The organism is Pseudoalteromonas prydzensis, assembly GCF_011050055.1.
In the GTDB taxonomy this organism is placed as follows: Bacteria; Pseudomonadota; Gammaproteobacteria; order Enterobacterales; family Alteromonadaceae; genus Pseudoalteromonas; species Pseudoalteromonas prydzensis_A.
In genome coordinates, this window is record NZ_DRGM01000076.1 from 70177 (window position 1) to 86846 (window position 16670).

Annotated in this window: 13 protein-coding genes; 8 read left to right on the forward strand and 5 right to left on the reverse strand. The window is 42.7% G+C overall.

Going from position 1 to position 16670, the window contains the following annotated elements:
- The first annotated feature begins 222 nt into the window (after nt 1–222).
- Nucleotides 223–2400 (forward strand): catalase/peroxidase HPI, encoded by a 2178-nt coding sequence (katG, locus tag ENH88_RS06890; protein WP_304181058.1) that lies wholly within the window; start codon nt 223–225, stop codon nt 2398–2400.
- A gap of 78 nt (nt 2401–2478) precedes the next feature.
- On the opposite strand, the gene ENH88_RS06895 is transcribed toward katG, so the two are convergent.
- Together ENH88_RS06895 and ENH88_RS06900 are read right to left on the reverse strand one after the other, a co-directional pair.
- The gene (locus ENH88_RS06895; protein WP_304181060.1) at nt 2479–4296 is read right to left on the reverse strand and encodes a metallophosphoesterase family protein; all 1818 of its coding nucleotides are present in this window, start codon (nt 4294–4296) and stop codon (nt 2479–2481) included.
- Nucleotides 4297–4371: 75 nt separating this feature from the next.
- On the reverse strand, nt 4372–7140 hold the full coding sequence (locus tag ENH88_RS06900) for a TonB-dependent receptor (protein WP_304181062.1): 2769 nt from the start codon (nt 7138–7140) through the stop codon (nt 4372–4374).
- A 292-nt stretch (nt 7141–7432) separates the two neighbouring features.
- On the opposite strand from ENH88_RS06900, the gene ENH88_RS06905 reads away from it, so the two are divergent.
- The 3 genes from ENH88_RS06905 (at nt 7433) to ENH88_RS06915 (ending at nt 11785) form a co-directional block, all read left to right on the forward strand.
- A complete protein-coding gene (locus tag ENH88_RS06905; RefSeq protein ID WP_304181064.1) occupies nt 7433–7897 on the forward strand; it encodes an RNA polymerase sigma factor in 465 nt (154 codons plus the stop codon).
- 60 nt (nt 7898–7957) lie between these two features.
- Nucleotides 7958–8833 (forward strand): FecR family protein, encoded by an 876-nt coding sequence (locus tag ENH88_RS06910; RefSeq protein WP_304181066.1) that lies wholly within the window; start codon nt 7958–7960, stop codon nt 8831–8833.
- Between the two features lie 96 nt (nt 8834–8929).
- Nucleotides 8930–11785, forward strand: a complete 2856-nt coding sequence (locus tag ENH88_RS06915; protein WP_304181068.1) for a TonB-dependent receptor — start codon at nt 8930–8932, stop codon at nt 11783–11785.
- Nucleotides 11786–11875: 90 nt separating this feature from the next.
- Here ENH88_RS06915 and ENH88_RS06920 read toward each other — a convergent pair whose 3' ends face one another.
- Nucleotides 11876–12553 (reverse strand): ArsR/SmtB family transcription factor, encoded by a 678-nt coding sequence (locus ENH88_RS06920; RefSeq protein WP_304181070.1) that lies wholly within the window; start codon nt 12551–12553, stop codon nt 11876–11878.
- 87 nt (nt 12554–12640) lie between these two features.
- Here ENH88_RS06920 and ENH88_RS06925 point away from each other — a divergent pair, with 87 nt between their 5' ends.
- Together ENH88_RS06925 and ENH88_RS06930 are read left to right on the forward strand one after the other, a co-directional pair.
- Nucleotides 12641–12997 carry an NIPSNAP family protein gene (locus ENH88_RS06925; protein WP_304181072.1) on the forward strand — a complete coding sequence of 119 codons (357 nt, stop codon included), beginning with the start codon at nt 12641–12643 and terminating at the stop codon, nt 12995–12997.
- On the forward strand, nt 12978–13277 hold the full coding sequence (locus ENH88_RS06930; protein WP_304181074.1) for an antibiotic biosynthesis monooxygenase family protein: 300 nt from the start codon (nt 12978–12980) through the stop codon (nt 13275–13277). The genes ENH88_RS06925 and ENH88_RS06930 overlap by 20 nt, the downstream gene beginning before the upstream one ends.
- Nucleotides 13278–13482: 205 nt before the next feature.
- Here the strand turns inward: ENH88_RS06930 and ENH88_RS06935 are convergent, their stop codons facing one another.
- Nucleotides 13483–14358 carry a LysR family transcriptional regulator gene (locus ENH88_RS06935; RefSeq protein ID WP_304181076.1) on the reverse strand — a complete coding sequence of 292 codons (876 nt, stop codon included), beginning with the start codon at nt 14356–14358 and terminating at the stop codon, nt 13483–13485.
- Between the two features lie 91 nt (nt 14359–14449).
- Here ENH88_RS06935 and ENH88_RS06940 point away from each other — a divergent pair, with 91 nt between their 5' ends.
- Entirely contained in the window at nt 14450–14887 is a 438-nt protein-coding gene (locus ENH88_RS06940) for a PACE efflux transporter (RefSeq protein WP_304181078.1), read from the forward strand.
- A gap of 106 nt (nt 14888–14993) precedes the next feature.
- Here ENH88_RS06940 and ENH88_RS06945 read toward each other — a convergent pair whose 3' ends face one another.
- Nucleotides 14994–15683, reverse strand: coding sequence for an FMN-dependent NADH-azoreductase (locus ENH88_RS06945; protein ID WP_304181080.1), 690 nt, complete (start codon nt 15681–15683; stop codon nt 14994–14996).
- 130 nt (nt 15684–15813) lie between these two features.
- Here ENH88_RS06945 and ENH88_RS06950 point away from each other — a divergent pair, with 130 nt between their 5' ends.
- Nucleotides 15814–16665, forward strand: coding sequence for a LysR family transcriptional regulator (locus ENH88_RS06950; protein ID WP_304181082.1), 852 nt, complete (start codon nt 15814–15816; stop codon nt 16663–16665).
- The last annotated feature ends 5 nt before the right edge of the window (nt 16666–16670 follow it).

A 16670-nucleotide genomic window follows, 5' to 3' on the forward strand; every position in this document is an offset into this window, starting at 1 on the left:
TTATAAACTAGATATCTAATTTATTGATGGCTGCAATCGCTTTAAAGCATTGATCTAGATCTAGTTTTTAATCGTTAATATTCTATATTGGTACAAGGGATGAACTTCGACAGGGTTTATCAATCAGAGTATTACCATCGTAGCAAGTTAGTTGTTATGAACTAAGCTTTTAAACGTAGCGATTTATAGACCACGTTTTATATTACGATAAAGGAGCTAAAAATGAGCAATTCAGGTGCGGGCAAATGCCCAGTTATGCACGGTAGCAACACACAAACGTCTAATGCCAATACTGATTGGTGGCCAAACGCCTTAAATTTGGACATTCTTCATCAACACGATAGTAAACCGAACCCCTATGGCGACGACTTTAATTACGCCGAAGAATTTAAAAAATTAGATCTTGAAGCAGTAAAAACCGATTTAAAAAACCTAATGACACAAAGCCAAGCTTGGTGGCCTGCCGATTGGGGTCATTATGGTGGCTTGATGATCCGTATGGCGTGGCACTCAGCAGGATCCTACCGTTTAGCCGATGGCCGTGGTGGTGGCGGTACAGGCAATCAACGCTTCGCTCCGTTAAATTCTTGGCCAGATAACGCCAACCTCGATAAAGCACGTCGCTTACTTTGGCCAATCAAGAAAAAATACGGCAATAAGTTATCCTGGGCTGATTTAATCATTTTAGCTGGCAATATGGCTTATGAGTCAATGGGCTTAAAAACCTTTGGTTTTGCCGGCGGTCGCGAAGATATTTGGCACCCAGAAAAAGACGTTTATTGGGGCGCTGAAAAACAATGGCTTGCGCCAAGTGATGAACGTTACGACAACGTAGCAAAACCAGACACCATGGAAAACCCGTTAGCTGCAGTGCAAATGGGCTTAATTTACGTAAACCCTGAAGGCGTGAACGGCCAGCCAGATCCACTAAAAACCGCAGCACAAGTACGCGAAACTTTTGCCCGTATGGCGATGGATGACGAAGAAACCGCAGCACTGACGGTAGGTGGTCACACTGTAGGTAAAACCCATGGTAATGGTAGCGAAGAGAACTTAGGCCCTGAGCCAGAAGCAGCAGACGTCTTCGAGCAAGGCCTTGGCTGGAACAACCATAAAACGCGCGGTATCGGCCGCGATACTATGACATCTGGCATTGAAGGCGCGTGGACAACCCACCCAACTAAGTGGGATAACGGCTATTGCCACCTTTTGCTTAATTACGAATGGGAGCTTACCAAAAGTCCAGCGGGTGCAAACCAGTGGGAACCAGTAAACATTAAAGAGGAAGATAAACCGGTTGATGTTGAAGATCCATCAATTCGCTTAAACCCGATTATGACCGATGCCGATATGGCAATGAAGATGGACCCAAGCTATCGCAAAATTATCGAACGTTTTTATAATGACTTTGAATATTTTAGTGATGTCTTTGCGCGCGCTTGGTTTAAGCTTACGCACCGCGATTTAGGCCCTAAATCACGTTATTTAGGTGCAGATATACCAAGCGAAGATCTGATCTGGCAAGATCCGATCCCAAGCGTAGATTACACCTTATCTGACTCTGAAATTAGCGACCTTAAAACTAAACTTTTAAATTGTGGCATTAGCGCCAGTGACTTGATCAGCACCGCTTGGGACAGCGCCCGCACTTACCGAGGCTCTGATCATCGCGGCGGTGCCAATGGCGCACGCATTCGCTTAAGCCCACAAAAAGATTGGCAAGGTAACGAGCCAGAAAGACTCGCTAAGGTATTAGCAGCCCTTGAAACAGTACAAGCAAGTTTAAGCAAACCAGTTAGTTTAGCGGACTTAATCGTACTTGGCGGTACTGCCGCCGTTGAGCAAGCAGCAAAAGCGGCGGGGGTTGATATTATCGTGCCATTTGCAGCAGGGCGCGGTGATGCGAGCGACGCAATGACCGATGCAGAGTCGTTCGATGTACTTGAGCCAATTCATGATGGTTTTAGAAACTGGCAAAAGCAAGACTATGTTGTATCAGCTGAGGAGCTGCTTTTAGAGCGAGCACAACTTATGGGCTTAACAGCCCCTGAAATGACGGTGCTACTTGGTGGAATGCGTGTACTAGGCACTAACCATGCGGGCAACCAACATGGCGTGTTCACTGATAATGTGGGTACATTAAGCAATGACTTTTTTGTTAACCTCACCGATATGAACTACCGCTGGGAACCGGCCAGTAAAAGCACCTATAACATTGTTGAGCGCAGCTCTGGCAATACTAAATGGACCGCCACTCGCGTTGATTTAGTGTTTGGCTCTAACTCTATTTTACGAGCCCTTGCCGAGTTTTACGCACAAGACGATAACAAACAACGTTTTGTAAAAGACTTCGTCAATGCGTGGGTTAAGGTAATGAACGCAGACCGCTTTGATATTTAATTAAAGCTTAGTTAAATATCTCGTAATAACGCAGGGCGCGAGGGTATTAACCCTCGCGCTTTTTTCTAATAAACCACCTTAATTTGCTGTGCAATCACGCAGCGCCATTTTTGCAGACATATCAATAATCAAGCACTGATCAGGCAGGGCATGATTAAGGTTATCGTAAATACTGAATGCTTGAGTTAGGGCTGATTTTAGCTGACAAATGTTTTTACCTTTATTGTCGTTGCTAGCGGCGCACTTTGTATTGTTATTTAATAACTTAGCCATTGTTTGATAAGATTGCCGAGTTGATTGGGTAATATCAGTAAAGGCAAGTGAGCCAGCATTGCGCACTAAGTAAAAGTCAGTGATAAAATCGAATATGGTTTTCGTTTGTAAATCTTGCTGTTGGGCTTCAGTTAACTGCCCGTCACTGTTAAACAACACAATTGCATCTAATAAAGTCATATTTAGCACTTCATCACGCACGCTCTGCGGCCATTCACGGGGTATAAACCGCCACTTCGCCAATGCCTGTAGATGCAACTTACTGTAACTATGGTAATCCTTAGCCGTTAAAATGCGTTTATCCCATACTTGCTCAGGGTGATTTTTTATCAGGTAATCATGCTCTATTTGGTAAGCGCTAAATAATCTATCAAAATGAGGCACATCATCAATCGTGATGGTATCCACTTTTGCAAACTGTTTATCCAGCGTTACTAATTTATAAGCTGGCCGATACGCGGCAATAGAAGGTGCCTGAATATTAAATAGCGTGTTATGTTCAGTTTCTATCACTGAGGTGTCATTCATATGCATATGACCGCCAATATGCAGCTTTAAACCGGTTTCCGCTAACAACTTACGAGTATTAAGTTCAGGCTCACGCGCTAGCTGAAATGCCGACTCACCAAATAAGGATTTAATCGACTGCGTTTGACCGTCGTAAAACTCTCCCATCGGAAAATGACTAAACGCAATCAGGGTTTTATTTTCAGCTTTCGCGCGTTGCACCACTTGCGTGATCCAGCTTAATAAAAACGGTTTTTCTGTCAGGACTTTGTTATAGCCCGCATTGCCCGAGCCTTGAAACTGTAATACGCCATTTTTAAGTGCTGGTATATACACATTAGCATCAATGGCTAATAGCCAAAGCCCTGGGATCGGCTCAACTAAATAACTGCTATCGGGCACGGTTGAGCAGCGTGTTTTATCGTTCTCTGCACATTGCATATAACTGCGCTCAGCAAGCGCTGCACCTTTGCCAAATGGCGTTTCCCATAAAATATCACGGCTATTTGGCATTAAACCAAACGGCGCCATTATTTCAACAATCTCTTTATAACCTGCGTGAGCGATTTTATCACTGCATATTAACCAGTGGTTTTCGCCAGATACATTCTCACAGTACGGATGATCGGTTGAGTAAATCCCTACTTGCTGCCCTTGCGCACCTAAAAAGTCAGCTTTTCCCCCCGCACTTTTAAACGGTTTCACTGGATCATGATTACCAGGAATAGCAAAAAAGCGCATACCGTATTTTTTTGCGTAATTGTCTAAAATAACGTTTAAACCGTTTAAGTGTACTGGTTGGCCGTCATCGCTAAAATCCCCTGGCAGCGCCACGAGCTTGACGCCTTTGGCGGCAATATCATCTAAGGTGGCGATTAACGCAAAATAGTTTTCATTAAATAAGCGCGTAGAATGAATTTGCGCTTGCATGCTACGAATACTGACGGGGGCAGTGCCTTTGATCAGCTCAATGCCTTTAAATCCAGCATCAGCAAAATCCCCATAAATATCATGAAAGTGAATGTCGGGCACAAAGGCAATTTTTGTATTGCTAGGAAGGGCGGCGTGTAGCAATGTACTGCTTAGAAAAATCAGCAGTGATAACAGTAACTTCATGTAAAATGTCCTGTGGTCAGCACTCTAAATAACCAAAAACCGGAAGCGTAAAGCCTCCGGTTGTTGCATCAACAATTAAAAGATAGCCCGAACACCTAACGCCATGCGTCGGCCTGAGAACTCATACATAGTTGGAAAAGCGGGATCTAAAGTATAACCTTGGGTTGCTTCATCCGTAATATTGATCCCTTCTAATGTCACTTTAACAACATCATTTATATTGTACCCAAGCGATACATCCATTTGCCCATACGCATCACGATAAACGGGGTACATATCACGCTCAATGTACTCTACGTATTTGTCTTTGTAGTTATATGAAATGCGCGCATCAAAGCTGTCGTTTTCGTAATAAAAAGTCAGGTTGTAAGTTTCATCAGCAAGCCCTTCTGGAGGCGTAGGAATGCCTAGATCAGATGCCCCCGTTAATGAGTTTTCTAATGTGGTGTAGTTGGCATTAATACCAAAACCTTCCAACATACGATGAAAACGAACAAACGGAATTTGTGCAATAAACTCGATACCACTAACATCATACGAGCCTTCAGCATTGACTTTTTGATAAACATCAAAGTCATAAACACCGTCAACACTGCCGTTATCGTTGTATTTAGTAACGCCTTCGACCACACCGGTGAGTGATTCACGCACGACGCCTTCGATTTCTTTTTCAAAGTAAGAAACAGCTAATAAGCCACCTTCTGCTAAATACCATTCAAGGCCTACTTCCCATTGATCAGCATAAGTTGGTTGTAAGTCTGGATTACCATCGCGGTATTTAAATTCGTTTAAACTCACAGTGCGTTTATAAGCAATATCAGTCAGTGCAGGGCGCATAAGTGTTTCAGATGCTGCGGCACGAAGTACTAGGTCATCAGTAAGCTCAAGGGTAAAGTTAACACTCGGTAGTAAATCGCTGTAATTACCATTTTTTGACACTGGCGCTGAAGTGTAATCAGTTGAGCCATCATCATTTTGCACTTGATGATAACCCGATGAATTTACATCGGTATCAATATAGCGCACGCCAGTGTTAAGGGTTGCCGGCATATCACCAATATCAAAGGCAAAATCAGCCATAGCGTAAATCGCCGTGGTTTTTTCTTCTACTTGGTAGTATTGATCTGGTGTAAAATCAACCACAAAGCCTGTATATCTAAGCTGCTCACGGGCATAGCTATTTGAGATTTGGCGCCAATCAGCCTTAGCAGACACCTCAGATAAATACTCTCCCCCATGGACCAGATCTGCAATGCTGGTCAGCTCGCTGTCAGCCAATGTACGCGTGCCTACCCAAGACGTGTCACCTGCTGATGGACCCGTTGCTCGATTAGTGCCATAGTTACGCTGTTTTGATTTATCGGTATAACGTGCACCAAATTGCACTTTAGTTAGCGCGGGGAAAAACGTTAAGTTTAATTGACGAGAAAAGTCTAGCTGCGCGGCATATTTGTCATCTGAGATTGCCTCAAGATTGACTTCGTTATAGTCGAATAAATAAGCGTCTGGTGAGTTATACATATCGAAGGTGTTGGCATTATCACTTGGGATGGTCTCGGCACCTGTACTGGTATAACGCGAGCGGGTAGCTCGGTATGCAGTATGCTTTAAATTAGTTGTTTCTGTTGATTTATCAGCACCACTGTAACCAACCAAACCATACACATCCCATTCACCGACTAACCAATCCATCGCAATACTGAGTTGTTGATAATCCGTATCGCTGCTGTGTTCTTTACTTAAAAACTCGTGTTGTGTAGCAGCGTAATCAACATCGGTCAAAACCGTTATACCGTAATCTGCAAGCGTTGTGTTGTCGTATTGGTTTACTCGCTCAAGCGAACTAATACTGGATGCGGTGTATGCTGCTGCATCGTATTCGTCTTCATGATCATCAAAATTGCCCAGTAAGCCATCAAAAGTTAAGCTAAATTCACTACTGGGTTTATATTGTAATGATAACGTTGCGCCCCATTTTTCTTGCTCTGTTAGGTAGGCACGGTCGCCCACTTTATCTAAAAACACCACGCGACTGGTTTCGTCACTATTGAAGCGATCGTCAATTGTAATGCCCGTGTCCCGCGCTAACACATCAGCAGCTTGATCTGACTGCCACTGCGATGAGCCTTTCTTTTCTAACCAACGTGAAAGCGGGCGAAAGTTAATTCCCGAGTTACTATCGGTGCGGTTAGTACGCTCAGAATAAGCAAGCGAGGCAAGGGCGCCCCAATCACCAAATGTGTCGCTGGCCAAAAAGGCAAACTTAGGATCTGTTTGTTCAGATATTTCGTTATACGCCCCTTCAACCGAGGCAACTAACTTACGGCCGTCGTAATCAAAAGGCCTTGCCGTGGTGATAGCGACCGAACCTGCAATTCCCCCTTCTTCATCCGCAGCGGTGGGCGATTTTTTTACCGTGACACTTTGAATAATCTCCGAGGCAAAAATATCAAACTCAACATCGCGCCCGCCACTGCCCGATGCCGTAGCTAGGTTATTGATTGATACAAACGTAAACTCGCTCGGTAAACTACGCACATTCACCTTTTGCCCCAAACCTTTATTACGCTCAATCGTCACTCCAGGCATACGTTGCAGTGCTTCCGCTAAGTTTTGCTCAGGAAAGTCCGCGATATCAGACGCCACTATTGAATCAGAAAAACCAATATTTGCCCGTTTTAAGTCTATCGCTTGTTCTAAACTTTTAATGTAACTGCCTGTTACAACGATTTGTTCCATCGCATGCTCTTCATTTTCAGTGTCTTGTGCGTAGCTTGGCGCAACAAATAATGCGCTCAATGCTAATGCTAACGGTGAGAATGGGAAAATTCGCTTAGTCATCATGTTGGTCCTGTTGTATGTATTACGACTTTAAATTGATTTCGCTTCTAAGACGTGGCTGAAAATGGATAGGGGACGTATTTAATTGATGAAGTTTTTGTGTCGGTTTTACGACAGGGCGCTCATAAAAATGTCATTAAATGATCATAAAAGTAGTGTCACCTTTGCTCTAGTATGAGCGTCTATTAAAGAATCTAATGCTGTAGATATCGATATAACAATGCCCCAAACTAAAACGCCTCTATCGCTTGTAAGTAAACAAGGTCAATCCCACAGACCACTAGTAAAATGCTTTATGGCGAATCAAGATGCGCTCAAAAACTTTTTCCGTCGGGCAGTGGGTGAGCAGGCCGATGCCGATGATTTATTTCAAAAGCTACTATTGAAAGCATTAAAAACTGACAGTACTGCTCATATTGATAATCCGCTCGCCTATGGCTACCGCATGGCACATCACTTGGTGGTTGATCATCACCGCGAGCAAAATAAATTACCCGAAAGCCTAGAGCACGAGCCATTAAGCGCAGAGCTCTCCTTAGAGAACTTACTTGATCATGAGCAACGCTTACGTTTATACCAACAGGTACTCACGCAAATGCCTGCGCTACGTCGTGATGTATTTATACGCCGGCGTTTGCATGGACACAGCCGCCGACACATCTCGCAAAGCTTAGGGTTATCGGAAGAAGCGGTTAAAAAGCATATTTCCCGTGCTATGGATATGCTCAAAGATGCAATCAGCACATTTATTGGTGACTAATTGTCCCCTTAGTGAACGTTTACTCGTTATATTAGTAATACAGATAGATAGAGAAATAACATGGTCCCCTCATGCAAACATGACGATGAAAATAATGAGCCACTCAAACACGCTATTTGGCAAGACACGGCACTTACCGAAGCATTACAAAAGCTAGATGCACAAGCCAAAGCAACGGCACCTGAACAACTAAAAGCAAAGCGCCATAGTCACTTTTGGTTGTGGGGCAGTGCGCTTGCGGCGAGCGTTATTATGGCGGTGATAGGGGGGATACAATTAACCCCAGAGCTTCCCCCTGCGAAAACAAATTTCGCTGCTGCACAGCAATTTACTGCCAGCCAAGCCACCGATATTACGTTATCGGATGGCTCTGATGTTGCGTTAAACACACACACTAATTTGCAATTTAATGAAACCGACAAAGCCAGACAAGCTACGCTGAGTAAGGGCGAAGCTTATTTTAGCGTAAAACGCGATGAACAAAGGCCATTTACCATCAATACTGGCAACGCCACTATTCGTGTTTTAGGCACCGCCTTTAATGTCGATAAAACGCTGCGCGAAACAGTCATTGATGTCTTTCATGGCAAAGTCGCGGTAACCAGCAAAGATAACGCAAAACCGGTGGAATTAGTCAAAGGGCAACGTGCTCGCGTACATGATAAGCAAATTGTTGTCAGTACGTTTAAAGCACAGCAGCCTGATTGGCAACTCGGCTGGCTTGATTTAGACAATGTGACCATTAACGATGCTATCTTTCAACTTAATCGCTATAGCGACAAACCATTGGTATTGAGTAATGTGGATGCGAGTTTACGCGTCAGCGGGCGCTTTAAAACCGCCGATGTCATCGGCGCAGCCTCTTTGATAGCGCAATTAAATCAGCTTGCAGTGAATAACTTTGCCGATAGTGTTGTACTGTCGCCAATAGACTAATTTAATTATATATTTCTAAGTAATAGGTACTGTCATAAATTGTTCATTTATATTCTGCACACTGTAGTTTTAATGAAGTAAAAAGGTCGTTGATAAATGTTACGTATAAGCAGTTTTTTATGTGTAGCATTATCGAGCTTTTGTATTACAGCGCATGCTGCAACGGCCAGTTTAATAGAGCAATTAAGCGAACTTTCTAAGCAGTTCTCCACTGCGTTGATATACGACAGCTCATTGCTTGAAAGCTTAACCGTTGAGACAAGTGCAGTAACAACGCTTGAACAAACCCTAAATTTATGGCTTGCCCCTCATCAATTAAGCTGGCAAAAAACGGCGGCTGGCATTGTTATTTTTAAAACCAGCACGCCAACTCAAACAACAGCTAAAACTAACAATGCCAAAATATTGGAAGAAGTCACAGTAACAGGGCAATTACCGACAACAACCTCAACACACGCATATAACACTAATTACCAACACGCTGTTAATTACGCCCAACACGTTAAAAGTGAGTACACTGGCGAGAGCGAAATTGCCATAGGTGCTATGCTCACTCAGCTACCGGCAGAAAACCTAGCTGAAGCACTGCAAGCCATTCCTGGGGTAAGTATTACCCGCGATCGCGGTGAAGCACTTAATATCAATGCCATGGGGTTAGGGGCTGAGTATCAGCTAACGCTCTTTAACGGTCACCGCCTGGCAAACACCGAAAACGTCCGTAACTCCAATCAATACGGCCAACAGCACCGTTTTGATATATTTAGCGCTGGTTTGTTCTCAAATATCGCCGTTTATAAAACCACTGAGCCAAGCCTACCCAGCGGGGCAATCGGCGCTACCGTCAATTTACTCAGTGATGATCCGCTCGCTTATCAAGAAAATAACCTACAAGTAATGCTCACAGCCGCCGCGCTTGAAGATGCAGGTAATTTTCAGCCAAGCTTTGGGCTTACCGCCAATGCTAAAAGCGCAGACGGTGATCTGGGTGTAATTGTAAAAATGAATTACGAAAACCGGCTGCAACGGCAATTTCAGTTTGAAACTTGGCATTGGGGCGACAATAACGGGGCACCCATCGCCTATCAATGGCCTGACATTAACGATAACACCTTAGTGCCAACAGATGGCTTAGCGTTGACCATAGAAAACGAAGACCGTACCCGCGCAACGTATTATGGCGCTTTAGCGTGGCAAGCCACAGAGCGTTTAAATATCAATACTCTGTGGTTTAGATCCGATACTGATTTTTCGTTTGATGAGCACCGCCTGTCGATTAATCCACAAAGTCAGTCGGCTCAAGCCCGCGTGGCTAATAATAAAAACAGCTTAAATCAGTTGGTATTTAGCGAAGTAAATGCCAAAACCAGTCGAGAAGAGTCCAACTTATATTACGCTAACCAAACCATCCAGATTGATGGCAACTGGCAACCAAGCCAACATGTACCTTTAACACTTTCTCCTTTTTACAGTCGCAGTACAGCAAACAGCCATACGCAAAAGCCAATCTCTCGCGTCCATACTGTACTTTCGCCTATGCAAGCATTTGTTGCATTACACAATACCGCTGTAGATGACTTTAGCTTTACCAGCAATTTAGGGTTAGTAAGTAGCTACTCACATATTAGCCAAATGAGTAAGCGCACTATCAATGTGCTTAACCAAGTGGATGAATGGGGCCTTGATAGCAGTTGGAATAGTGCAACCCATTGGGGCTTACAACAACTAAAATTTGGTTATTTACATTCAACACAAGACTATAATTACACTCGCCAAGATGTGAGTTTAGAGTCTTCATCATTGCAAGCATTACCTAATTTAGATGGTCGTTGGCTTGAACCAATGCCTCATCGTTTTTCAGCAGGATTCATGAACTCAGATGTGCAGCCTTGGTTGATCCCAAAAAGCGATCTATTTCAGCTGTATGATATTGATTTGCCCTTTACTGATGTAAGCGCTAATGATCGCCTCAATAGCTACAAAGTGAAGTTTACATCGCAAGAAGGGTATCTGTCTTCGCGATGGCAATTAGCGCAGTTTGCGTTAAACGCAGGCCTACGTTACAGCGATACACTGAGTCAAACGCAAGGCACGCAGCTAACCAGCCAAACAGAATTAGCAGCAATAACGAATCGTCGCAATGACCGCGCTTGGTTTCCGTCACTTCATATTAAATGGCAACCTTCGCAATATTGGCAATGGCGGGCGGGCTATAACCGCTCTTTAAATCGGCCTAATTACTCTGATTTAAACCCGAAACTGCATGTAAACTCTGGCGGCTTACCTTATGCTGAACTTGGTAACCCCAATTTGCAGTCCGTTATCGCTGATACCAGCACTTTGTCTGTCACTTGGTTACAAGATGATATAAGCACTCAGTTGCTTGGTTTTAATCACCATATGGATAACTTCATTGTCAAACAAAGCAAAACCGTTAACTACCTAGGCCAGCCCTATAACTCAATACAACGCAGCAACAATGGCAAAGCCAATATAACTGGGCTGCAAGCAAGTACACAGTGGCAATTACCATTTTACAGCGCATGGTCTTTACAAAATCAATTATCGGCAAGCTTAACCCATATAATCAACGCAGCAGTAACAACGCCTAGCGAAGACGCTTTTGATGTTGAAGGGGTCTCCGATTGGACCGCAAACCTGCGCTTTTTAGTAAGCGAGGACCAATGGCAAGCCGCATTTAATATCAACTATCGCAGCGAGTTTCTTGAACAACGCGATATTAGCAACAACGCCGATACCTATGTTGCAGCCTACACCAGCACGGACTTAAGCTTCAGCTGGTTTTATTCAGCCAATGTTAGCCTGCGTTTAGATATATTTAATGCCACCGATGAGCCTCTTATTCGCACCGCTAAAAGCGACGATGCTAGTTCATTAATGAAAGCAGAAGAATTTGGCCGTCGCTTTGTTGTTAGCCTGTTATTGAAGATATAAATACCATCAGGTTTGTGCGCGTAAAATAACGCGCCACAAACCTAACACTTTTTATTTAAACCACTTCGCTCGGCGCATTACAGCCAAAAGTTATATACGGTACTGTTTATTAAATGCATTTAAACCGCTTGCGGTAAATTGAATGGCTCTGGAATCTAAATCTTGATGTGCCCATTGGCGTTTTAATGCGTCGTTTAAAATCCATTTCCCAATACTTCCAGCAAGGTGAGTGCGCCTTTCACTCCAATCTAAACACGCTTTGCATAGCGGTCGTCGGCTTTTATTTAAAACCTCAAAATCGATGCCTAACTGACTCAAGGAGCGATGTCCTTGCGCTGTGAGTACAAGTTCTTCCGAACCACGCTCTAATATCCAACCTTCACGCACTAAAGCATCAAAAAGTTTAACGCCTAACTCTCCCGCTAAGTGATCATAACAAATACGCGCTTTTCTTAATCTTTCATTACTTGGCCCGGTAACAACCTTAGGGCTTGATATGCTCGCACTAACATTGAGCATATGCTCAATTAACTCCGCAATCTGACGATTTTTTAACTGAAAATATTTATGCCGCCCTTGTTTTCTAACAATTAATAATTCGCCATCGAGCAATTTATTTAAATGACTACTTGCTGTTTGCGGTGTTATATCGGCTTCAAGTGACAATTCGGTCGCGGTAAGCGCCTTGCCAGCCATTAAAGCGGTAAGCATTCTGGAGCGAGCAGTATCTCCGATCAGGTTTGCGATATAAGCAATATTAGGTTCCATGACAACTTTTCCATAGTTCGAGCAACATCGAAGCATCAATATTTGAGCCTAGTAGACTGCCGAAAAACTAAAAAAGAGGCAACTACTTTGAAAATTACTTGTTTTATTGAATACCGTATTGATCCCTTTAAGTTAGAGCTATTTCAACAATACGCTGAAAACTGGGGAAAAATTATTCCACAATGTGGTGGCGATCTACTCGGCTATTTTATACCCCATGAAGGAACCAATAATATCGCTGTTGGGCTGATTAGTTTTAACTCTCTGGCTGATTACGAACGATACAGAGCAAAGCTTCGTCAATCAGAGTTAGGCGCAGCCAACTTTCAGTTTGCCAAAACTAACAAATTTATCATCGCTGAAAAAAGGACATTTTTACAAGCTGTTGCTTCCACATACAAACAAGAGCCAGAAGGAGAACAACATGTTAGCTGTAATATTTGAAGTAACCCCAAAACACCAAGGTAAAGCAATCTACTTTGAAATGGCGCAAGCGTTGAAAGCGTCATTGACCAACATAGATGGTTTTATTTCCATTGAGCGTTTTCAAAGTCTGTCGGATCCAGATACCTTTTTGTCTTTATCATTTTGGCAAAATGAAACCGCAATTAAACAATGGAAAGAGCACCTTGAACACCGCATTGCACAAGAGCAAGGAAAACAAACCCTGTTCAGTCATTACCGAATAAGAGTCGGCAATATTATTCGTGACTATGGCCAGTGAGATGTAATGCTACGTTAAAGGCGCTAGCAAGCGCTCCCTAACAGACGGGGGCGATTGCTGATCCAAATATCAATAAGCTAAACACTCACCTGCTTAATCACTTCAGGTGAGTAATAAAATAACGGTGCTACTGTCATGCCCCTTTACAAATAACTAAAACCGCATAGCTCGTACAATCCATTGTGTTTTAGTGCTTCTTGTTATTTTATAGTAGGTTGCGCAATAAATGTCGGAGTACTTTAAATACGGCTAAATTACTATGGCGTTGGTGTTGTAATACGTCAACATTTGCTTGCCAGCCCATTTCTTCAAACTCGAGTGGCAACTTAACTAAGCGACCATTTTCAACAGCTTCAACGGCCACATGATCTGGTAACAAACACCAACCATGACCTTGTAATGCAAGTTCCAGTAATAAAAAGTAATTATCTGCATACCAAATATCTGGGCTTACTTTTAATTGAAAACTACTTGTTTGCGTATTCCGAGAGCGAATAAGCAACTGACGATGCAATCTTAAAATATCCATATTTTCACAAACCTGATCCGCTAATGGATGAGACTTCGCAACATATAAATCAAACTTAATTGTGCCAATACATTCAAAATCTAAATAGCTCGGGATCACTAACTCACTAAAAATAACACCAGTGAGTATTTTTTCATTTTTTAGCATATCAATAATATCTAAACTCGATGCATTTAAAAATTCCAGTGTGATATTTGGATATTTAATCTGTAATTCATTAATTGTATTAGCAATATTCTTAAATGGTACACCTTCATCTAAAGCGATGGTGATTTCTGTTGGCGTGTTATCTGTTAATGATAGCGCTGTATTTTGTAGACGCTGGTGCTGGCTTAGTAATGCGTGAGCGTGCGGGAGTAGCTTTTCACCCGCTGCTGTCAGCTTTGGATAACGCCCAGAGCGGTCAAATAAGGCTGTATTGCAGTCTATTTCTAAATTAATAATATGCTGGCTCACCACCGACTGAACTTTACTTAGGCGACGAGCCGCCGCCGAAAATGAACCGGCTTCTACAGTGGCAATAAATGCATGCAATTGATCAATACTAAACATATCGCTTTTCCAGATACTATGTAACTATTTAATATCTTTATTTTGGATGAAAATAACCATATCGTCACTAAATAGAGGAATAAATTAAAACATGAATACCATCGAGCGAGTTTTTCAGGCCATTCTTTTTGAACTAACAACACTGGCAATCGTGATACCCATGACAGTTTTAATTGCTGGCTACGAAACGGGAAAAATGGCAATGGTGGGTATTAGCTTATCTATGTTCGCGATGCTTTGGAATTATATTTATAATTTACTGTTCGATAAATTAGCGGGCTATGAGCGTATAAACCGTGGCCTAGCCTTACGTATTTCTCATGCCCTTGGCTTTGAATTGGGGATGGTTATCATCACCTTGCCAGTGCTCGCTTGGTATTTAAATATAACTTGGCTAGCAGCAGCAATCTTAGAGGCTGGTTTTTTAGTCTTTATTTTAATTTATACTCTAGTATTTAACTGGCTATACGATAAATATCAGCCTTACAAAAAATGGGTTAGCAATGAAAAACATGTAGCAACTACATGATTTTATAGCTCATATTGATGGCATTTTCATACCTTTGCATATTGTATTAAGCCACGTCGGAATTTGTGGCTTAATACAAAAAACACAATTCAATGTAAAATAACTGCTATACACAGCCCACACTTACCATATTGCTTGATGATAGCTGTAATGCTAGCGCTTGCGCTTTAGTGTAAGCTTTGGCTAATGACTGACGATGGCGTTGATCTGCAAACTCTTGATACTCTGAGGCGATTTCGTGAATCGTTGTCACGCCTAAATATTTGCTTAAAGTGCGTAAATGCGGCACTAAATGGCTCATGTGTTCGCGTATACCGCCTTGTTCAAAACCAAACTCACCGGTTGAGGTGATCGCAATCAGTGTTTTACCTCCCAGCAAAGGCTGCAGTGGGAAATCACCACGGGCCAGATCAAAGTCAAAGGTTTTATTGATTCTAACGACTTGATCAAACCATGCTTTAAGCTGCGCGGGCATACCATAGTTATACATGGGCGATGAAATAACAATAATGTCAGCCGCAGCGATTTCTGCAATTAAGGTGTCTGACAACGCTAGCAATTGCTTTTGCTCAGCTGACTTTTTATCGTCTGGAGTAAATACTGCGCCAATCCACTCTTGAGTAATAAAAGGCGGTGGGTTCACACCTACATCACGGTAAATATACTCATCTATAGGTTGTTGCTGTGCAAAACTATCTATAAAACGTTTAGCAATATTTTTAGAGATAGAATCGTGATCTAGATTGTCGTTTTTTGCGGCTCTTACGCTTGCATCTATATGCAGTAGGGTGGTCATGATGTTTATCCTCGTAGTGAATGTGAGGCAATCATCTAACTTAAAAGTGCTTTATACAAACGAGTTAACCTCAGCTATAAATAAGTTATACTCATCTATAATTGTTCTTATTAGTTGCGAATGCTACTTTATGCAAGTATCACTACAAGCGCTTAAAGCCTTTGAATCAGCGGCGCGTTTAGGCAGTTTTAAAGCCGCGGCCGATGAACTATCGATCACCCCAACCGCGATTTCTCATCATATAAATAACCTTGAAAGCCGCTTAAATGTGGATTTGTTTTACCGCCAAGTAAGAAAGATCACCCTCACGCCAACCGGTGAATACTTAAGTGCAGCCACAAGCGATGGATTTAACCGCATTGACCAAGCCTTAGCAGCAGTTCACGCAGCCGGTGCAACAGTTAAAATAACCACTACCTCATCACTCGCGGCACTGCGGTTAATACCGGCATTACAGGAGCTAGCGGTTAGCCAGCCTAATCTTAAGGTGGATATATCAACCAGTGAATCAGTTGATAAACAATCGCACACCTTGCCCATTCGCTTTGGTCAGCAACACAATACAAACGCTGATGACATTATTAAAACCGAGCAATTTAACGTATTCGGCTCATACAAAGCATCAGATACCCCTTGGCAAAATGGCCCTGTTACGCTGTATACTACAAAATGGAAAAACAACGCCCTGAGTGAGCCACCACTTAAACAATGGCTTACTCAAAACAACTTAGATCCTGCGTTATTTATTATCAAAACCTTTGACCAAGAGCTATTTGGCATTCAAGAAGCCATGGCAGGCAGTGGACTGGTATTTTGCTCAACTACTCTTGTGCAACGGCTATTAAATACCGAGTTACTCAAGCACTGTAACACTCAACCAATTGCATCTGAGTTTTGCTACTACGTGCCTAATAAACAGCGCTTTCAAACCCGCGATACACACTTAGTTTTAGAATGGCTAGAAGAGTTGTTGAACTTGTAAGGTTA